The sequence below is a fragment of the Streptococcus merionis DSM 19192 genome, from assembly GCF_000380085.1.
Classification (GTDB): Bacteria; Bacillota; Bacilli; order Lactobacillales; family Streptococcaceae; genus Streptococcus; species Streptococcus merionis.
On the sequence record NZ_KB904550.1, the window covers coordinates 1 to 20,835 of the forward strand.

Annotated in this window: 19 protein-coding genes; 5 read left to right on the forward strand and 14 right to left on the reverse strand. The window is 40.9% G+C overall.

The annotated features are described in order from the left end of the window. From A3I5_RS11710 to A3I5_RS0106115, 10 genes are all read right to left on the reverse strand, one after another. A partial coding sequence (locus A3I5_RS11710; RefSeq protein ID WP_018373718.1) for a helix-turn-helix domain-containing protein occupies positions 1-221 on the reverse strand: 221 nt, incomplete at its 3' end. A gap of 235 nt (positions 222-456) precedes the next feature. Further along, positions 457-1,086 carry a putative bacteriocin export ABC transporter gene (locus tag A3I5_RS0106075; RefSeq protein ID WP_018373719.1) on the reverse strand — a complete coding sequence of 210 codons (630 nt, stop codon included), beginning with the start codon at positions 1,084-1,086 and terminating at the stop codon, positions 457-459. Position 1,087: 1 nt separating this feature from the next. Beyond that, the gene (locus A3I5_RS0106080; protein ID WP_018373720.1) at positions 1,088-3,106 is read right to left on the reverse strand and encodes a bacteriocin-associated integral membrane family protein; all 2,019 of its coding nucleotides are present in this window, start codon (positions 3,104-3,106) and stop codon (positions 1,088-1,090) included. Positions 3,107-3,207: 101 nt separating this feature from the next. Further along, entirely contained in the window at positions 3,208-3,504 is a 297-nt protein-coding gene (locus A3I5_RS0106085; RefSeq protein ID WP_018373721.1) for a lactococcin 972 family bacteriocin, read from the reverse strand. Positions 3,505-3,779: 275 nt separating this feature from the next. Continuing rightward, positions 3,780-3,917: a hypothetical protein gene (locus A3I5_RS12610; protein ID WP_018373722.1), complete on the reverse strand. Its 138-nt coding sequence runs from the start codon at positions 3,915-3,917 to the stop codon at positions 3,780-3,782. Between the two features lie 244 nt (positions 3,918-4,161). After that, complete coding sequence (gene tnpA, locus A3I5_RS0106095; RefSeq protein WP_018373723.1) at positions 4,162-4,635, reverse strand: IS200/IS605 family transposase; 474 nt, start codon at positions 4,633-4,635, stop codon at positions 4,162-4,164. A 119-nt stretch (positions 4,636-4,754) separates the two neighbouring features. Beyond that, positions 4,755-5,627 carry a helix-turn-helix domain-containing protein gene (locus A3I5_RS0106100; RefSeq protein WP_026216957.1) on the reverse strand — a complete coding sequence of 291 codons (873 nt, stop codon included), beginning with the start codon at positions 5,625-5,627 and terminating at the stop codon, positions 4,755-4,757. 261 nt (positions 5,628-5,888) lie between these two features. Then, on the reverse strand, positions 5,889-8,126 hold the full coding sequence (locus A3I5_RS0106105) for a DNA internalization-related competence protein ComEC/Rec2 (RefSeq protein WP_018373725.1): 2,238 nt from the start codon (positions 8,124-8,126) through the stop codon (positions 5,889-5,891). Then, a complete protein-coding gene (locus A3I5_RS0106110; RefSeq protein ID WP_018373726.1) occupies positions 8,110-8,772 on the reverse strand; it encodes a helix-hairpin-helix domain-containing protein in 663 nt (220 codons plus the stop codon). Before A3I5_RS0106110 ends, A3I5_RS0106105 begins: the two co-directional genes overlap by 17 nt. Positions 8,773-8,814: 42 nt before the next feature. Next, positions 8,815-9,561, reverse strand: a complete 747-nt coding sequence (locus A3I5_RS0106115) for a lysophospholipid acyltransferase family protein (protein WP_018373727.1) — start codon at positions 9,559-9,561, stop codon at positions 8,815-8,817. A gap of 65 nt (positions 9,562-9,626) precedes the next feature. Between A3I5_RS0106115 and A3I5_RS0106120 the strand changes: the two genes are divergently transcribed. From A3I5_RS0106120 to A3I5_RS11715, 5 genes are all read left to right on the forward strand, one after another. Continuing rightward, positions 9,627-10,373, forward strand: a complete 747-nt coding sequence (locus A3I5_RS0106120) for a tRNA1(Val) (adenine(37)-N6)-methyltransferase (RefSeq protein ID WP_018373728.1) — start codon at positions 9,627-9,629, stop codon at positions 10,371-10,373. Continuing rightward, the gene (locus tag A3I5_RS0106125) at positions 10,363-10,623 is read left to right on the forward strand and encodes a GIY-YIG nuclease family protein (RefSeq protein WP_018373729.1); all 261 of its coding nucleotides are present in this window, start codon (positions 10,363-10,365) and stop codon (positions 10,621-10,623) included. Before A3I5_RS0106120 ends, A3I5_RS0106125 begins: the two co-directional genes overlap by 11 nt. Before the next feature lie 104 nt (positions 10,624-10,727). Next, entirely contained in the window at positions 10,728-12,044 is a 1,317-nt protein-coding gene (locus tag A3I5_RS0106130; RefSeq protein ID WP_018373730.1) for a nucleobase:cation symporter-2 family protein, read from the forward strand. A gap of 690 nt (positions 12,045-12,734) precedes the next feature. Next, positions 12,735-13,313: a xanthine phosphoribosyltransferase gene (locus A3I5_RS0106135; protein ID WP_018373731.1), complete on the forward strand. Its 579-nt coding sequence runs from the start codon at positions 12,735-12,737 to the stop codon at positions 13,311-13,313. Between the two features lie 728 nt (positions 13,314-14,041). Continuing rightward, complete coding sequence (locus A3I5_RS11715; RefSeq protein ID WP_051071092.1) at positions 14,042-15,214, forward strand: MFS transporter; 1,173 nt, start codon at positions 14,042-14,044, stop codon at positions 15,212-15,214. 12 nt (positions 15,215-15,226) lie between these two features. Here A3I5_RS11715 and A3I5_RS0106145 read toward each other — a convergent pair whose 3' ends face one another. The 4 genes from A3I5_RS0106145 to cshA all read right to left on the reverse strand — a co-directional run bounded on the left by A3I5_RS0106145 (position 15,227) and on the right by cshA (position 20,702). After that, positions 15,227-16,105: an Rgg/GadR/MutR family transcriptional regulator gene (locus A3I5_RS0106145; protein WP_026216958.1), complete on the reverse strand. Its 879-nt coding sequence runs from the start codon at positions 16,103-16,105 to the stop codon at positions 15,227-15,229. 380 nt (positions 16,106-16,485) lie between these two features. Continuing rightward, a complete protein-coding gene (locus A3I5_RS0106150; RefSeq protein WP_018373734.1) occupies positions 16,486-17,304 on the reverse strand; it encodes a glycosyltransferase family 8 protein in 819 nt (272 codons plus the stop codon). An 8-nt stretch (positions 17,305-17,312) separates the two neighbouring features. Beyond that, positions 17,313-18,233 (reverse strand): diacylglycerol/lipid kinase family protein, encoded by a 921-nt coding sequence (locus A3I5_RS0106155; protein ID WP_018373735.1) that lies wholly within the window; start codon positions 18,231-18,233, stop codon positions 17,313-17,315. 882 nt (positions 18,234-19,115) lie between these two features. After that, complete coding sequence (gene cshA, locus A3I5_RS0106160) at positions 19,116-20,702, reverse strand: degradosome RNA helicase CshA (RefSeq protein WP_018373736.1); 1,587 nt, start codon at positions 20,700-20,702, stop codon at positions 19,116-19,118. Between the last annotated feature and the right edge of the window lie 133 nt (positions 20,703-20,835).

Genomic DNA, 20,835 nt, shown 5'->3' on the forward strand with positions numbered 1-20,835 from the left:
TCGGGATATTGTTGAACAAATTGTTCCAACTTTTCCAGCGGTATTTTGAATGGTTTACGCTTACGGGGTTGACATTCTAAGCTATTCAACTCTCTGAGTTGTTTTTCCCAGAGATAGAGGGTATTGGGACTAATTCCAAATAACTTACTCGTTTCCTTTTTGGTATGTCCTTCCTGAACGTAAGCAATGACGCGTTTTCTAAAATCTAATTCGTATGTCATAAAATCAGTATATCATATACTATCTAAAATCTAAAGAAGTATAAAACATCATCAGCATGATTTTCAACTACTAGGAAATTGCTTAACTCCCAATTATTGGACGAGTCTGGCTTTTTTTATGTAGTATTTAAAATTTTCCATCACTAGCTCCTCATCTATAAATCCATCATATTGATTTAATCATCAACTCATAGGAAAAATTAGTTGAATCCTATGACAATTTTTGGATTCTAGTTTACAATCTATCCATAGAGATAATCTCATCAGCCATTTCCCAAATAGTTGGATTATGGGTTGCGACAATGATAAGTCTATTTTCATTCCTCAAGGATAGGAGAATGGCCATAATAGCCTTGGCAGTTTCAGGGTCGATCGAGGCAGTGGGTTCATCTGCTAAAATAAAAGGAGGATTCTTTAAGATGACCTTGGCCAAGGCAACACGTTGGGATTCACCACCAGATAGTTCGAAGATTCTCTTGTCCAAATTCAAATAGGATAATCCAACACGATTCAAAGCTTCTTCTTCTTTTTGTTGTTGTTCACGCTTACTCAATTTTTGACCAATCAGCCCCAGCTTTAGATTTTCTTTTATGGTTTGACTTTCTATTAAACCAAAATTTTGAAAAAGGTAACCTAGTTCATGACGGAAGAACTCGCTGGATTTGAACTGATTTAAGTTTTTATTGCGGAAAAAGATATTGCCATCATAAGTTTCAAGTTTAGCCATCATATTCATGAGGGTGGTTTTTCCACTTCCACTTGAGCCGATGAGCGCATAAACCTTTCCAGCCTCAAAAGTCATCGAGAGATCTGAGAATAAGAAACGCTCGCCAAACTGTTTACTCACTTTTTCTAATCGAATCATCTTAGGCTCCTTTCAAAATAAGCGTGGACATCTTATTTTCCTTGTGCATCTGAAAATGTAACTGTAAAATCGCGTTTCCAATAAATAACAATAGTACCAAGAATGCTATCAATATATCCGTAGCTAGGAAAATACTGACAAGAAAACCAAGGAAGAAAACGAACAGTTGGGCTAAGAGATACTTTTTATGAATCTCCCAAAAACGAAGACCACTTATGCGCTTAATGAAGATATCACGTCTAAATTCCTCAAAGTAGAGTTGATTCATGGTGTTAAACATCAGTATAGAAGTCAGTGTACCTAATATAGCTCCTGCCGCCATTGTCCACATTTCTCTTTTGAGATTATCCAATAACGTTTGATGGATCTGGTAAGCCGGTTTTAGCTCTGCTACCCAATTCTCAATACCATATTTCTCGATAAGGGCTTGAGCATTCTTCAAATTTTCAAAAAAGAAAAAGTTGCTCACCGATTGCTCCCAAAAGGAGAAAGATTGCTCCCCCGTTGATTGAGGTGTTAGCACAACAATGATCGGATCTCTTAGAAGCTGCTGGTAAGAGATAGGTGTTGTATTATAGACAAATCGGTCATGACCAGATTCCAGATAAGATACAGTAGCAACCATTTCCTGACGGGTATCCTGACTAGACATACGATGGCTGATATCCTCTTCAAAAATGTTCTTATAGTGACTTTCCTCTGAGCGAAGATGCTCTGGTAGAAGAAGGACAAATTCTCCTGTAGCCAAATGAGCCACTTTTTCCTCAATCTCAGGAGCAACGGCAATTTGTTGCTGTTTCAAATATTGAGGTGTAACAATCAACACATTACCCTGTGGACTATAGTCTTGCCACTCAGTAGATGTTGAAAAATTTTTCGAAGAGCTTACTCCATTTTGCCAAGCCCTATCAGCTAGATTATGTTGAGATAATAAACCGCCCTGCTCTGAAACTGCCTGTCCAACGAGATTGAACCATACTTTCTGTTCCCTAGCAAGTTCTTCTTGACCTTGTCTACGGTCTGCCCCACCACGAGCCATAGATAGAGCAACCAAGTTACTTTCTTGGCGCCAGGCTTCTCGCCCCTGTTCTTGCTGTTGCCAAGCTTTGGAATAAATAGAGGTTCGGCTAACACCAATCGAAACGATAATGACAGCTAACAATTGACCGATTAAAATCAGACTGATGATCCCTCGAACAGGAACTTGACCTTTAATGACCTGCATTAAAGGAACTTTTTTAATCCCAATCGCAAATAGTCCAGCAAAAAATAAAGTGATGAGGAGAAGACAGAGATTATAAACAACCAATCCAGTTCCGATAGTCTGATATGTTACCAAAGGAAACGATACAAACTGTTTCAAAACAACTGCAAAGAGAAAACCTACAATCAAGCCTATCGCTGTATGGATGATATCTTGAGAGAGGGGTCTCAAAAAAATTTTCCACCGGTTTTCACCAGATATTAGACGGATACCTGCGGTTCGTAAGTTTAGGATTTGACTAATCAAACTAAGCGCTCCAAAAGTTAACAGAAAAATTAACAAAGCAAGAAATTGAAACCCGGGGGTAAATACAAGAGCTAGGATTTTGAGACTGGAAGGCTTCATCACAAATGGTTTAGTCAACCCTACACGACTAAGCTCTTCTTTTAGTCGCTCTACGCTTAATTTACCACGAAAGATAAAATAATTAGTAACTAAACTACCATTGGCAGCAGCTTCGAGTGATTTTTCAGAAAGATTTTCAGGTAATTCTCCCTGCCCAAAAACCGTATAAGAAAAAGCAGGTTTCCCCTCGGAGTCAGGATCCTGATGCTGAAGGGCAATGAGACTGTCTGTTTCCTCCGCTAATTTTGATAGACTATCTGCAACCTTGTCAAAGGTAGCTTCGGGGGAAGAACTAAATATAGAGATGTTAGGATAATAGTGTGAAACATATGTATCCTCCCAAATGGTATGTACCCATACGAAAAAGAGAGTGACCAATAAATTAGATAGAACAACAAAACTTCTCTTCATAAGTAGTCCTCTTTCTAGAAAAAGGGCAGGAGTAATCCTGCCCCCTAAAAGGTTAATGCGCTACTAAAATTGTTAGCATCACACGCAATGTAGAATACATTTTACCACCCCGCATCAAAGTTAACATGTTCTCCAAAATTTGTGTTTATGAAGGCATGTGCAGCACTACGTGCACCTGCATAAACAGTGCGTTCATTTGCTCTTCCGGTGCTTCCAACATAAGACCAGTGATAATTAGTGGCATGATAATAATTAGAGAATGCTCCCCAGTTATCTGGATCATGATGACCGCCGTAATTCCACTCACCGCCACGGTGAGAAACAGCTAAGACAGGAAGAGCTACAGAAAACATTAAAATAGTAAGAGCTGTTGCGATTACTGTTCTAATTTTTAACATGAGGTTACTCCTTATTTAAATTATAGCCTAAAGTACATTAAAACAACATTTGGTGTATCAGTCTGAATATAGTTTCCTGATTTTTCACTCCTTTCCACAGACTGATATACTTTTTTTACTTACAAAATTTTTCAAACAATCATTTTATCAATTGAAACACCCCAAAGGGGTTTATAAAATGACTGAAAACAGGCAGACTAGAATCATACAAATTAGTTTACTAAGCCTCAATTGTCATTAAACATGGCAATGTTCTATCTGCTACAATAATTATACTAAACACCAATATTATATAATTCCCCTGGATCAAAACCTAAAGGAGTTGGCGTTGGTGTCCCTGATGGCTTAGGGATTATAATCAATAAACCTACTAATAAAATAGCTATTATAAACTTTTTAGTTGCTTTCTTCATTTCTTGCAACCCCTTTCATATTTCTTGATTATATTCTATCATGCATAATATTATTTGTCAACCATTTTTATAAATATTTTATTATTTTATTATTTTATTGCAAAAAGTCATAACCACCTGTGAAAACGGGTGGCTTGTACACCGGCTGTAAGCCGTTTTCCTCCAGCGACGCCTAAAGACGCTCGCTGAACTTCGTTCAGGTTAGTGCTTTTATTACTTGACTAATGCCCGTAACAACGGGTTTTTATCGTGTTCTGAATCCGCCATCTGAAAACGGATCTTCATATTCTTTAACACTCAACCTATCGAGTGCAATGTCGTCTTTCTCCTGCTCGCGAATGTCCTTCGCAACAGTTTTTTCGTTTAATCCGACTGTACTGACGTAGTAACCCCTTGCCCAAAATTTTCGATTTCCATACTTATACTTTAGATTTGCATGTTTATCGAAAATCATCAAGGCACTTTTGCTTTTCAAATATCCCATAAAATCGGAAATCGAAAGTTTTGGTGGAATAAGAACAAGCATATGAACATGATCTGGCATCATGTGTCCCTCAATGATTTCAACGCCTTTATATTTGCATAGATGACGGAAAATTTCAATCAAGTCTTGTCTTATTTTGTAGTAGATAGATTTTCTGCGATACTTAGGGGTGAAAACTATATGATATTTGCACATCCATTTAGTATGTGATAAACTGTAACTGGTTTTAGCCATTCTTTTTCCTCCTTATCTAACCTGAACAATGAGATTATATCAGGAAAAAGAAATGGAAGCCCAAAGCCTTGTCACGCCATAATATAAAAACTCAGTAAGAACTGAGTTGTCTATAATTACTATGCTGGGAATGTTTCATTGATAAAACGCTCAAGCTCCAATGCCATCTTATCATTACGTTCAAGTTGGTAGACATGTTGTGCCGTTACAAAGTACTGTTTAACGACATCTTTATGAGCAAAATCTTCACTAACATTTCCAAGCAAACAGTAGAGATTAGCTAAACAATAAAAACTATTATTCTTGAGGCAAATATCAATTGTCTCAAGGGTTTCGCTTATAGCTGTCTCCGTTTGATGATTCAGCCATAAATAACGACAAAAGTTATACCGACATTTAATCAATATTTCAAGTTCATCAATTGTCCGAACTTTAACACTCTTAAAAAGATTAGTCATATGATTATAAACTTCTTCAAATTTTGAGCGCTCATCTGTTTGAAAATAAAAGTGTAATAAACTGTTTGAAATATTCAAGTATTCCCAGTCATATTCGCTGTATTTTGATAAAATACTTTCAAGTTTTTTGATGGCTTCACTCTGCTTATGATCGTGATTAAATAGCACAACAGCCTCGATCCATTGAAGGTACAACTGATCGGAAAGTGGAAGTTTTACAGTCTTGGCGGCTTCTAGCTCATAAATATATTTTAGTGACTTGTAGTCCCGTAAATCTAAGAATTTCTTAGACACAGCACGAAACTGAGTCAGATAGTCAGATTCAACATGAATATTCTCATCAAAAAAGTAATCCATTGTTACGTTCAACTTTTTCGCAAGGGCGTATATTAAATCTACTCCTGGACTATAGTCAGCATCACGCTCAATTTTACTAATCTGAGCTTGTTCACAAATGCCTGCTGCCAATTCGACCTGAGACAAATTCAGTTCCTTTCTCCTACTACGCATTCGGCTCGCCAATAATTTACCCATATGTTCCTTCTCTATTCTATGTAATATTTATCTTTATATTGAAAATTATAACATTCTGACTTTTGTTTTTCAATTATTTGAATTTTATCAATTCATTACAAAGACACTGGAACACGAAAAATCCCTACAACCAGTTGACAGAGTTTCTCTTTATTTTATAAATTAAGTATAAGCTGAGACAGACAGTTGTAATCACAAAAGCATGTAACCGCTGAAGACTACGTATAAGTATTAATCTCAAGTAATCTGACCTAACCTTCTTCATCTCACCGTCTCTACTTGCCAGGTTTTCCAACCGTGAAAGCGGATGGCGCCTTGTTGGTCTGTGCGGTAGGTGGTGATGTTTCTCTCATCGAATCGCGCGACTGTTTCTGGGTGCGGATGTTTGTAGCGGTTATTTTTTCCAGCAGAGAAAAGGCCAATCTGAGGCTTGATATGATCCAGAAATTCTGGATACGAAGACCCTTTACTGCCGTGGTGTCCAGCTTTGAGGACATCAACCCTGAGATTAGGATAGGCCTTAATCAAATCTAGCTCTCCATGCTCCAAGTCACCTGTAAAGAGAAATCTGGTCTGGAGCAGTTGCCCATAAAGGACTATCGAATCATTATTGCCACCATCACCAATTTCTCTAGGGTAGAGCACCTCTAGGTAGCTATCGCAGATAGGAATCTGATCGCCCACCTTGGTCACATGAACAGGAACACCAAGACTTTCTAACGTTTTGACAAAGTCTGCCTTAGTCAAGCTACCTGATGACACCCAGATTTGACCAATGTCAAAGTTTTTGGCTACCGGCAGCAAATCACCGATATGGTCCGTGTCGGTATGGGTCAGAACAAGGGTATCGATTTTGCTTACGCCGCGGCTTTTTAGATAAGGAATCAGCGTACGCTCTGCATTGCTGTCAGACTGAGCTTGCTGCCATGCTTCCTTGCCACTGAAGCTTACCTTACCGCCAACATCAATAAGCACATTGCGACCTTTCATATCTCTCAGGAAAATGCTGTCGCCTTGGCCAATGTCAACCACAGTCACTTCATTGGTCAGCGGGCACTTAGTGATGAGAAAAAGTCCGATAATCAGAACTCCAAGGCCGACTCTGGCCTTTTTATGCTGCCAAAAATCATAGAGCAGACCAAGGCTAATCAATAAGAAAACCAAAACCAGTAGACTGGGCTTGCCAAAGACGAGCGGTCGGCTAGCTAAACCTGCTACCCACCGAATAATGCCCTCCAAACCGACAAATAAACTATTGAGCTCTGCTATTTTCCATAAAGGGGAAAGCAAAAAGACCAAGCTCAGCAAAGGTAAGAAGAGGACATCAAAGAGCAGAGAAAAGGCAAAGGTTAGTAGGATTGAGAGGGGCTGGAAGGTAGCGAAGTACCAGATGAGGACGGGGAGGATAGCAAGTGAGAGGGCAAAAGCCTCAGATAGTGCGCGCTTGATGCCTGTCAGATGCTCAAAGTCCTGCATGGTCAGGATAAAGGCATAGCCAAAACTGAGAACCCCACCCGCTGTTAGTAAAAAATTAGGCATGAGGACAAAGCTGATAAGGACGGTTAAGCCAAGGTTATTAAGTCCTGAAAACCCTTGATTAGCCAAGTTTTTCTGAATCAGACTACGAATGACCGAGGCCGAAAAACCAGTCATACCAGCATAAAACAAGGAAAAAGGGAGTTGCAGCCAATCCACCGTTTCCTGAGTTAGACCCAAACGGAGCAATAGCCAGCGAAACTTATCCACAAAGAAGCCAACCTGCATGCCAGACAGGGCAAAGAGGTGAATAATGCCAAGACCGGAATAAAGATCTCCCATCTGATCAAAATCCTTATCCAAATGGCCAAAAAGCAGGCCTGACATGTAATGGCGCATGGGATTGGGAAACTGCTGATGAATATAGACTAGAGCACTGCGACGCCACTTGGAAAGAAGGTCAAAGACATTCCAAGAGTGAACTGGTACAATCTCAGAAATAGTCTTGACCTGCACCGTCTTGTAAATCCCTTGGGTTTCCAGATAGGCTTGGTAGTCAAAACCGTTGAAATTGCGCTGACTCTCAGCTTCTGACACTTCTGCTTCTACCGTCAAGCGGACTGGCTGAGATAGCTTTTGAAAGAAGGCCTGTTCTTCTTGCGTTTTGAGTTTGTAAAAAAACTGATAGGTCTGACCAGCTTCCTTAGCTCTAAACGATAGACGATCCCCATTGACAGCGATGCTGTCTGGGATCATCTGCAATTGGCTAATGCTTTCAGGCGCAGAATGATTGGCCTGAGCGGCCAGATAGCGCTGAGCAACAAAAAAGAAGCCAAAGGGAACTAAAATCATCAAGCTAGCCTGAATCACTGCTCTGCTATGTTTCCAAAAAAGCCGCCAGCATAAAAAGCCCAGCAAAAACAAGGTGATAGGACTGGGAAAGCGCAGGGTGTAGAAAAGTACAATAAGCATCAAGGCTAGTTGGATGGGTGGGAGAGCTGTCGTTCTAATCCACCGTAACATAGGCTCTCAAATTCTCCATGGTTTTGTCGCCGATACCTGAGACATTGTTGAGATCGTCAATGGTTTTGAAGCCGCCATTGGCTTCGCGGTAATCGATGATGTCCTGAGCGCGCTTGGCACCGATACCTGAGATGGTCTGGAGTTCAGCTAGGGTGGCAGTATTGATATTGACTAGGTCGTTACCAGATTGAGAAGTGCTTGAAGTTCCTGTTGCTGCTGAGCTTTGGACGACGCTGACTTCCTCGCCCTGCTTGGCTACGTAGACGACTGCTTCGTCGCTCAATTTCTGTGCCAGATTAATGGATTTACTGTCTGCCTCCTCGCTCAAACCTCCTGCTTCTGCCACAGCATCCGCTAGACGACTACCCGCTTCCAGCTTGTATAGGCCGGGCTTTTGGACTGCCCCTTTGACATCAACCATGATAGTCTTGGATTCTTCTTCCTCTTTTGATGGCAATGGTGTTTCCTCAGCAGATGAGTCGCTTGTGCTATTGACTTGGCTTGCTAAGGCAGTAACTGAGGGTACCTGCTCAGCTTGAGTTGGTTGATTAAACAAGACAAAAGCTGCTCCAATCATCAGCCCTAGACCTGCTAGAGCTGCTGTAATCTTATTTTCCTTGACAATTTCTAACATCTTATCCAACATAAAAAATCTCCTTTACTCTTAATTCGTAAAGAAGATTCATTTTTAGTCAAATTTTTGGTGTTTTGCAGGATTCCAGATAAAGCTGGAAAAGAGACTGAAAATCGCAGTAAACAAAAGCCAAACAACAGCCAGTAGAGCCGCTGGAATCCAAAGCAACCACATGAGAGGATTAGGTTTTTTATTGTCGTGAACAGGAACCATCTCCGCATCCAATGCGTCAAAGGAGGCCTGAATACGGCGGGAAACTTCTGCAATTCCCTCATCGTTCATCCGCTTAATATCGGAAATGTCAATGGGTTCACCAAAGTTCATATCCACGCGCTCACGTTTCAAAAGTCCCTTGAAGGTTGTTGGCCCAACATAGACAGCAGGCTGAATCTTGACCTTGGCCATCTTAGCAATGACAGCCACTCCACCTTTTACATCAGTCGAGTGACGACTTCCTGACGGAAACATCAACAAGGACTTGTTTGTCTTTTTGAGAGCATTGATAGGATAGCGGATGGCGTCTGTGCTGGGCTTGTCACGGTCTACAGGAAAAGCACCGCACATCCGAATCCACCAGGCAAAGATACGGTTGGTGAAGAGCTCTTTCTTGGCCATGACGACAAACTGCTTGGGCCGTACCGCATAAGCCATGAAAACCGGATCCCAAAATGTTCGATGGGGAGCGACGTAAACATAGTTCACATCATTGGGCAACAACCTTTCTTTATTATGGTAATGAATGTTGCCGTTGACAATCCAAAGTAAGAAGGACACCAAGGTCCGTAGATAAGCATAAAACACAGTTAACTCCTTTTGACCACTCGCTAGGGAGCAGCATTTGTCAGATCTTGTGTTATAATTATATCATGACAAACTCGATTTTAAAAGATGGAGAGCGGATTGATCAGCTCTTTTCGACTGATGTTAAAATTATCCAGAACAAGGCGGTGTTTAGTTACTCAGTGGACAGCGTTCTTTTGTCGCGTTTTCCCAAGTTTCCCAAGGAGGGCTTGATTGTTGATCTTTGCTCAGGTAACGGTGCTGTGGGGCTTTTTGCCTCCACAGCTACTAAGGCCAAGATCGTCGAGATAGAACTGCAAGACCGCTTGGCCGATATGGCCCAGCGCTCAATCATACTAAACAACTTAGAAGATCAGATCACCATGGTCAAGGACGATCTGGCTCACTTGCTAGACCATGTCCCGCGAGGGAAGGTAGACCTGATCCTCTGCAATCCACCCTATTTTAAAGTGACCGAAACGTCTAGGAAAAATGCCAGCGAGCACTACCTCTTGGCACGACACGAAATCGCAACGAATCTGGCGGAGATCTGTAAGGTTTCCCAGCAGGCTCTCAAATCGAATGGCCGGCTAGCCATGGTTCACAGGCCTGATCGGCTTATTGAGATTATCGAAACCATGACCCGCTTTCACCTTGCCCCTAAACGTCTGCAGCTGGTCTATCCCAAGCTAGGCAAGGAGGCTAATATGGTCTTGATTGAGGCTATTAAGGATGGCTCGACTGAAGGACTCAAGTTTTTACCGGCTCTCATTGTCCATAATGAAGATGGCAGCTATACCGAGGAGGTCTTTGAGATTTACCATGGAAGCTAAAATTGCCTATATGTATGTGCTTCGGTGTGCGGACGGATCGCTCTATACTGGCTACACGACTGATTTAGACAAGAGAGTGGCTACTCACAATGCTGGCAAAGGTGCTAAATACACGCGCACAAGATTGCCAGTCACGCTCTTTTACTGGGAAGCATTTGACAGTAAAGAGGCTGCTATGTCGGCTGAGGCTCTCTTCAAGCGTCGTTCTCGTCAGTCAAAACTTAACTACATCAACAAGCATGGTCATTGATGTTCGTTTTTATCGAACATTTTTAGGTTTTGTTCAAAAAACAGTTCCCATTTAACTCTTTTTTCTTTATAATAAGCAGTATCATTCTAAAAAAGAGGTATCAAATGACAGATAATACTGCTTCGCTTGAAAATCAGCCGCAGATGAAATACGGCATTGACGAAAAACCACCGCTCGGTGTATCGATTATTCTTGCTCTCCAACACATCTTGGCAGCTTTCGCAGGGATTATCGCTGTCCCACTTGTTGTCGGCAGCGCCCTTGACATGGGTGTGCAGGAAACTTCCTTGATGGTTGGTGCAACCATTTTCGCTTCTGGCCTAACGACTATCATCCAGTCTCGTGGGCTTGGTCCAATTGGTTCTCGCGTTTCAGGGATGATGGGGACTGACTTTACCTTTGTTAATCCATCGATTAGTGTCGGTGCTAAGTTTGGTGTGGCAGGTATTGTTGCTGCAACCATCACGGGCTCTTTCGTAGAAATCGTTCTTAGCCGCTTTATCAAGCCCCTCATGAAATTTTTCCCGCCGCTTATCACAGGTATTGTGGTTGCTTTAATTGGTATTACCTTGCTTCCCGTCAGCATTGACTGGGCTGCTGGGGGAAATGGGGCTGCTGATTACGGTTCTATCCGCAATCTAGCTGTCGCTTTTACGATCATGCTCTTCACGCTCTTTCTCAACCATTTCGGAAAGGGCATGTGGAGTACCGCTTCAGTCTTCATCGGTATGGTGTTTGGTTATCTGGTGTGCATCCCTCTCGGTATGGTTGACCTATCAGCTGTGGCAGATGCAGCTTGGATTGAAATCCCAAATGTTCTGCGTTACGGCTTTAAATTCGACTTGGCGTCAACCCTTTCTTTCGTACCAGCTTATATTGTGTCAACTATCGGTACTGTGGGTATCATGATGGCCATTGGCGAAGCCTCTAACGTCAAAGTTTCCAGCGATCGCGCTGCTGCTGGTGTCCTCGCTGACGGTGTTGGCTCGATGATTTCTGGGATTTTCGGTGCTGGTCCAAACACTGCCTTCTCGCAAAACGTTGGCCTCATCGCTCTTACCAAAGTAGCCAGTCGTCATGTGATGATTATTGCAGGTTTGATTTTGACGATCCTCGGTGTTTTTCCAAAGCTCAGCGCTTTGATTTCTGTCATGCCTCAGCCCGTGCTTGGTGGTGTTGGTGTGATTATGTTTGGCTTAGTTGCTGCTCAAGGTCTTAAAACCCTGTCTTCTGTCACTCTGGGCGATCGTGAACTACTCATTATCTCTGTGGCCTTTGCCCTTGGTATTGGTGTGACTGTCCGCCCCGAAATCCTGCAAGGTCTGCCGTCTGCTTTTCAGATGATCCTATCGTCAGGAATTTCCACGGGTACCCTTGCGGCCTTGATTTTAAATATTGTCTTAAAACCTAAAAACACGTAAAAGAGAAATAACCTTAGTAAAATTCTTGGGCTAAATATCTTTTCAATACCTAAGCTAGCTTCCCGACAAAAGCTACTGAGAACAGCAAATCACCTTTAAGATTAGCCCTTTTGCTGTAACTAATAGATTGTTAAACTGAGGCTGGGACAAAAGTAGTTCCAACCTCCTGTATTTTTAGATTTACTAACAAGACGCAGTGGTTGGGAGTAAGACTTGTTGGCCATGCCAACTTAGTCTTACCCCAGCAGCGGTTCGCTGTCTCCAATCGTTTGCTTACTAACTGAACACGGCCTAAAAAGCTAGATGTCACGGTATACTGTCTTATTACCTTATCGTCGTAGACGTCTGGTTTTTCTTCGATTTCATCTGTGAAAACCCTAGTCGTCCTGACGGGGGTGCGTCTACGTCATCATAGATGACTGACTTACCGCCATTTTTCAACGCTTTTCTTAACGGCCTTTGTATCTTGTAGTGCGCAACTCTTGGACAGCTATCGCATAGGTGGAACATCTGGTTTGTCTTCAACAAACCAGTGTTACCACCGTAACTGTGCGGAGGTGGGATAGAAATTATCCAGTGGATGATTTCTACCTGAGCCTTGAAATAAGAGAGCGAAGAAAATCGAATTTCTGCGAAATTTCCGATTTTTGTCCCACTCTCAGTTTCCGCGCTTTAGAAAAGGAGAAAAACATGAGCGCCCTCAAAGAACGCATTCTCAAGGACGGCAAAGTCTTCCCAAACAACGTCCTCAAAGTGGATTCCTTTATGAACCACCAGATTGATCCGTCCATCATTCGTGAAATTGCTCGAGAATTTTACGAGATTTTCAAGGATGCTGGTATCACTAAAATTTTCACCATTGAGGCTTCTGGTATCGCACCAGCTATTGCAACCGCAGAGCTTTTTGATGTGCCTATGCTCTTTGCCAAAAAAACGCAGCCTTCAACTCTGGCCAATCAAGAACGCTACGAGACTGATGTTCACAGTTACACCAAGAATGTGACCAGTCGGGTCATCATTTCCAAGCAGTATTTAAATGCTGACGATGTGGTTTTAATCGTTGATGATTTCTTGGCTAATGGCGAAGCTGCGCTAGGCTTGATTGATCTAGTCGAGCAGGCTGGCGCTATCGTAGCAGGTATTGGCATCTGTATCGAAAAATCCTTCCAAGATGGTCGTACCAAGCTAGATGCAAAAGGCTTCAAAGTCCATTCCGTCTGTCGCATCGCATCACTTGACAACGAAAAAGTAACTTTCTTAGAAGACTAAATAGACAAATCCGCCACAGTAACCTATGGCGGATTTTTTAGAGTCTTGTTCACTTTAACTGAAAAGCCTGTCCTACGAGAATATACTTGACTGAATCAAGAGTAGGGCAGCTTCGTTTCAGAAAGACATGCTAGATAGCACTATGATCTTGAGATAGTATTATCCTCATCTTTTTTCAAACTACTATATAACAGTCTCACTTATCAGATGATACTTCACTTTTGAAAAATCGCGTCCCACCCCATTTTGTTTACTAACTGTATCCCAAAAAAACTAACGATGAATAGCAGAAAAATAATAATTACAAACTTATACCTACAGATTGAAGAACAACCTATTTTCAATCTTTTTATATAGTTAGATATATAAGATTCTTATCTAAATACGAGTATCAGCATTCAGATTTATTCATATATGCATAAATAGTATTATCTGTATTTTTAGTGATACTATACTTAGTAAGGCATGTTGAAATTAGGACAACCAATAATATAAATGAAGGGGTGAATATATGACTATAAAACAAGACTTTCTTATTATTGCCTGATATATATTTTTGATGTAGGTAGCTGAGTGAACTTTCTGCAAAATATTCAAAAGATTATAGGCAAAATTTGATAAAAATTTTTCTCATATTAAATTCTGCATTCATACTGCAAAATCTATATTTAGGAGGACAAAATGTTTAACTTTTTCAAAAAAATAAAGCCTTTACCCAACTTGCAAGTATTAATTTAATATCAAAGATTGGAGATAAGCTTTTTTATACAGCAATGCTAACGATAGCAACTTCTCTACCAAATGGGAGCATAGCTGTTATGGTCGTATCAGCTTCGGAAACTCTTCCTATTCTAATTAGTTTATTTCTCGGTGTAATTGCTGATCGACAGGAGCAAAAACTCAGGCAACTAATTGGAAGTTCTTTTTTTAGGACAATTATGTACATTGGGATAGGGTTAGTTTTTAGATATCCTCCAACCTTGATTTTAGTTATATTTGCTTCTTTTCTTAACCTACTATCTGATATTAGTGGTAATTATTCAACGGCATTGTTCACACCTTTTACCAAAACACTAATTAGGCCTGAGGATATGGAAGAGGCACAAGGAATTGTCAGCACAGGTACACAATTAGTTACAGTTTTAGCAACTTTTGTTGGGGCATCACTTTTAACCTTCTATTCCGAAAGTTCGTTGGCAATGATAAATGCCTTTATTTTCCTCATTGTTACTCTATTTTATTGGTTAATTAAACCTTCTCTCAAAGAACAAGAAGCTAAAATAAAGATTTCCAAACAAAGCAAAACATTTTTAACCGTTAAAAATAATTTGAGTTCTTTTTTATCTGATCATATATTGCTAAACAATCTTATTCAATTAGCAATGCTTAATGGTTTTTTTGGTGGTTTAACTCCCTTATTTGCCCTGTTCATTAAAGAAAATAACGAACTCAATTTTTTAAGTAATCCTGTAAAAATTTCTCTATTATCGGGAATTATTACCATATCTATGGTTCTTGGAAATAGTTTAACGGCAAAGATTTTTAGAAAATATTCCATTTTTTATATCAATATCTGGTCTGATATAATGATTCTTTTAGTAGGAGCTGGTTTTATTTTTAATAATATTTGGATTATTTTTTTAGCTAACAGCTGTCTTGCCTTTTTATTAGGAATTGTAACTCCGAGGTTTTCAGCAGATGTGGTCAACCGTTATCCCGTAGAAAGAATTGGTGGTGTTGTCACAAGTGTTAATGCTATTTTGGTAATAGTGCCTCCATTGACAAGTCTCGTATTTCCAATGCTATCAACGATCAGTATGTCCCTTGCTTATTTCTGCTTTATTGCTTATGCCTTATTATTACTATTTATCAGCTTATTGCTATCAAAAAAGGACACTTGAATGTGAATAAAATCAAGTGTCCTTTTTATTTTGAGTTAAGTTAGCAATATTGTCTTGGAGAAATTCTGCAACATCTTCATGTCCTAGTTTTTTAATGTCCTCAATGTAATTTTCTAAATCCATAACAGTAATATTTTTTCCTTCTTGATAACTTAAAACCTTTTTTAAAAAAATAAGAACAGTCCTTGTAAACATATCCTGATAAGTTACAATACTCTCCAAATGATTTACAAAATAATGAGTATAGTAAGTATTATTTCTCTCTAATAGCTCAAATATAAGGTTTAGCAGAACCAACTGAGTTCTATGCTTATTATTTGGAATTGAAAGATAAATGGAATCTCTTTCTGTAAATGCCTTACCAAGAAATATGAGATCACTATTCGACAGTATTTGCAAAGTATTACCAAAAATATATAGTTCATACTCTGTCCACTCCTCAATACTATAAAGATACGTTGTGATAAACTCTTTATCACTATCTGAGATAATATTTTCCGAATTCAAGTCATGAATGGCGCAACTTATAACAAGTTTATTAAGTCTATTATAAATATCATAAGTTTCATGATTATCACCATATATGGTTAGAAGTGTTTTTAATTTTTCAATATCCTTGCTAGAATGATATTTAGAAATCAACTTAGCTTGCTTAAAAAAGGAGCTATCTTCGTATTGATGATAGGCATGTTCAAATTCAGCTAAACTCATATGTATAGCAGATATAGCAACTAATAATTTATCTGCAGAAAGCATTGTTTGACCGTTTTCAAATCTGGATAACTGTGCTTGGGATAATTTATCGTTAATGACATCTTTCATTTTCAATCCTCTAGCCATTCGTAATTCTCTATAAAGCTCTCCTAATTGAAATGAGTTTAATTTTGTCAAAGCAATACCCCTTTTTACGTATCTTATTTATCATTTAATCTAGCAAAAAAGATGACAAATGAAAAATAGTTATCATCTATTTATTTATTAGCTAAACCTCAGCTTTTGTCGCAAAGACACAATTTCTTTCAAAATATAACGATAATAAAAACCGGATAAATCACGAAAAGACTTGTCTGTACCCCTGATAAACTACCTAAGCCGAGGACTTTAAGGATTGGAGTAGGTAGCCACGATAGCTTCTCTCCATCCTCAAAAGCATGTAAGCGTTGAGGATTAGGCTCAAAAATCATGTTTTTGGAAAAAATAATGTTTCAGAGAGTGGGACAGACTCTCAATTCTATTCTAAGGTTGAGATACTTTTGCCCAAGCTATCCGCGTCATAACTTCCAAGCCTGTCTGGCGATATACTTGTAGAGTCCTGAGTAGCGGCCACGGTAGTCTTTCTTCCAAGGTTTATCTCGCCCGCAAAAATGCAGGAAAACGGTGTGTTCAATGACCCAGTCTAAATCCCATTCACGATTGCTATTTATGAGATAAAGGACGCTGTATCTGGCATCGTAATTAAAAATTTCCTCTGGAATCAAGACCGTCTGATGGCCATAGAGGCCATTGAGCACGTCCTGATCAGGCAGAAAAAGAACTGCCCGATGTTTGTCAATATAATCAAAGATAGCCTGTCGGCTAACCTTTTGGCGAATGGCCCTCAAGTTCATCAACAGGACGCCAGAATTAAAGTAAAACCCTGCGTCTTGATTTTTGAGACGGCGCTTATTGATAAAATCCATGACTTCATTATCCTCAACATGACTGGCAGCAGCATAAAGCTTTCCAGTCAGGTCTAGTTCATAAAGAGACATCATATCGTTAAGGCAGAGGATATCCGCATCCAGATAGAGAATTTTATCCAGATGGTCTGGCAACATCTCATGCGCCAAGAGCCGGTAATAAATGGTCTTTGGATACCGATCTGTCGTCGGCGCTTTGGCGAATAAACCATCATCCACCACGATTGGGTAATAGGACACACCCAGCTTGTGGCAAAAAGCTAAGATCTCATCGTTATTTGCAAGCAACTGGGGCTGGAGGACGTAGATATCCAAGTCCTTGCAACTGGTGTTCTGGACAATGGAATAAAGCGTGACCTTGAATTGGTCGACATAGCCATCATCAATGGAAAATAAGAGGTTTACTGGCATAGCATCTCCTAAGAATGAGTATTTTCTGGAACCATTACGCTGATAGCGCTTGGCAGCACTTCGAGACTGATCGGGAGGTATTGGCTTTTATCCCCATCCACTCGAGTACGCGCTTTTTGACTTTTTCGGTGCTTGTACTGGCTGATTTGAAGCCTCGATGTCCTAAAATGTTTAATATCCGAGTGTTTGGCAAAATCGCCTCGAACAAAGCTAGGAAGGTACCTGAGAACGCGCCAAAAACGAAAATCAGACATGAGATAGATGCTCATGAGACCATCATCAGGCTTTGCGTCTCGATCAAAATTCACCTGACCAGCAACCGAACTGGTCATCGTAATCAGCAAAAGCTTGGTCTTTACTTTTAGCTCTGTCCCCTCTGTCAGTAAAGTCAGGTAGTAATTACGATTACGGCGAATGATTTTGAAGGCATTTTTCAGAAAGGCTAGGGCGCCAAACTGACGCTTTTCCTCTTGCTTGACATCAACTGCAATATCCGCCAAAATGCCAAGTGTCAGGCTGGAAATCATGTACTCGTCATTGACTTGGGCTAGATCAATGGCTTTTGGTTTACCTTCTAGGAGATTTTTAATAGCAGCTGACCGCTCCCGCGGAATTTGCAGAGCTTTAGCAAAGTTATTAACCGTCCCAGCCGGGATGATTCCTAAAACGGCTGTCCCACCACCCTCATAAATTCCAGCAGCAATCTTGTTGATAGTACCGTCTCCACCCATGGTAACAATCAGATCCACACCAGCCTGGGTCGCGTACTTGGCCATGTCAAAAGCATGCTGAGCAGACTCTGTCCCAATCAAGGAAACCTTATCCTCCGTCAGACCCTTGCTATGCAAATAATCCTGAACTTCAGCAATTAGGCTCTGTTTATCTCCGTCACCTGACTGAGGATTGTATAAAATCGCCACGGTTTGCATACTTGGCTCCTCTCCTTCAATGGCTATCCGATTTGTTTTTGCAAGCTATCGACCTCATGATACTAAGGTGCTATGATATTGACATCTTGTAACCAATGTCAATAGATATCGGTTCCTTCTATATTTAAAAGTATAGCATACTTCCTTTGAAACAAGAGGTTTTTAGTTTTAAGCAGAAGAAAAGAGAGTGAAACAAAAGCCACGATTTCATTGAAATTGACTATCCTCACTCTTTGATTTCTAAATTCGGACTAAAATAATCCACTGGTTTATTTGACTCTCATTCCGCAAGGTTGGGAGTAAGACTTGTTGACTATGTAAACTCAGTCTTACTCTCCGCACAGGTCATTGGGCATTTTAGCCCCAATGAACTATTGCTGATTAGGAATGGTGATTCATCAGCATTGTATAGGCCAGTCAACTACTGCGTTAAACTGATTAAACTATAAAAGAAACGAGACTGGGACAAAAGCAATCTCAGATTCGCTTATTTTTCTAATTTCCTTGCAAGACGCAGTGGTTGGGAGGGAGACTTGTTGGCTATGCCAACTTAGTCTTACCCCTGCAAAGATCATTAGGTGCTTTAGCGCCAATGAGCCACTGCTGAGTGGGCTCTAATACGTTGATAAATCAACTTTTAGAGCCCTACTCAATGGTTCGCTGTTTCCAATCGTTTGCTTACAACGTGCGCAACTCTTGGACAGCTATCGCATAGGTGGAACATCTGGTTTGTCTTCAACAAGCCAGTGTTGCCACCGTAACTGTGCGGAGGTGGGATAGAAATTATCCAGTGGATGATTTCTACCTGAGCCTTGAAATAGGAAAGCGAAGCAAATCGAATTTCTACGAAATTTCCGATTTTTGTCCCACTCTCCATCATGTTTATCTTTCACCCTTGTTACGAATAACAAATCCTGTTGATTTTTCGTTTGAGGTGTTGGTCGGTTTTTTGTGGTCTTTGCGGTAACGCTTTTCTCTATCAAAACGGTTGTCTTTACCATTTTTGAAATCCCCTCGGCGGCCACCGTCACGACGATCCCTACGACCTCTGCGATCGCCACGATATCCTCCATCGCGCTGACGACCACCTTTACCACGGCCACCTTTGCCACCAAAGCCATTTCCTGACGGCTTAAATGGCAGTGGTTTTTCACGCGCAATGTCAACCTTAGGCTGGTGTTCAGGATCTTGAACCGTCAAGGTCAGGATATACATAGCTAGCTCTTCTGGTGAAAACTCTGCTGCCAACTCGCGCGCATCCTTACCGAATTTTTTAAAGTTGGCACGAATGCTATCATCCGCAAAATCACGCTCTATACGCTTGAGAGCTACCTTTTTCTTGGCCTGAAAGGCTTCTTCAGCAGTTGCTGGCTTCATTCCTGACATACGCTTTTTGGTCAAGTTCTCGATGATAGATAGGTAGCCCATTTCATTTGGTGAGACAAAGGTGAAAGACTGGCCTGACTTGCCTGCACGACCTGTGCGGCCAATACGATGCACATAGCTTTCTGGATCTTGCGGAATGTCGTAGTTGTAGACATGGGTCACGCCAGAAATATCTAGACCACGCGCGGCAACATCTGTCGCAACAAGAATATCAATGTTGCCATTTTTAAAGTCACGTAGGACACGAAGACGCTTGTTTTGATCAAGATCACCGTGAATACCTTCTGCACGGAAGCCACGGATTTTAAGACCGCGGGTTAATTCATCAACGCGACGCTTGGTACGACCAAAGACGATCGACAACTCTGGCTGATCGACATCCATAAGACGCGTCATGGTATCAAACTTCTCATCCTCACGGACACGAAGGTAATACTGATCAACCAAGTCTGTCGTCAATTCCTTAGCAGCAATTTTGACATGCTCAGGTTGCTTCATAAACTTGATCCCGATTTGCTTGATCGGCTCTGGCATGGTTGCAGAAAAGAGAAGGGTTTGGCGCTCAACAGGTGTGCGCTCAATGATGGCTTCAATATCTTCTAGAAAGCCCATGTTGAGCATTTCATCAGCCTCATCAAGGATAAGGGTTTCAACACCTTTGAGATTGAGCGCCTTACGCTTGAGAAGGTCAAGAAGACGACCAGGTGTACCGACAACCACATGTGCCCCTGATTTGAGAGCCTTGATTTGTTTGTCAATGCTAGATCCGCCGTAAACCGAACGCACCTTCACACCCTTGGCACGGCCAAAACGGAAGAGTTCTTCCTGACTTTGCACAGCCAATTCACGGGTCGGTGCGATGACAAGCGCCTGTACCAGCGGATTGTTGGTATCAATTTTGTTAAGGGTCGGCAGACCAAAGGCTGCTGTTTTACCTGTACCTGTTTGGGCTTGGCCAATCACATCTTTGCCTTCAAGAGCCAAAGGAATAGTCTGCTCTTGAATCGGTGATGGCTCTGTAAAGCCTGCTTTTTCGACTTCAGACAAAATTTCTTTTGCCAAATTTAATTCTGTAAATTTCAATGTGTTCTTCTTTCTAATATTGAAGACAAGGTCTTCTGACAAGACAGTGCGAAGCTGCCTTATAGGGCTTAATCGTATTGCAGAATTGCAACTTATCAATTATACCACAAAATCAGGTGTAATACCTGATTTT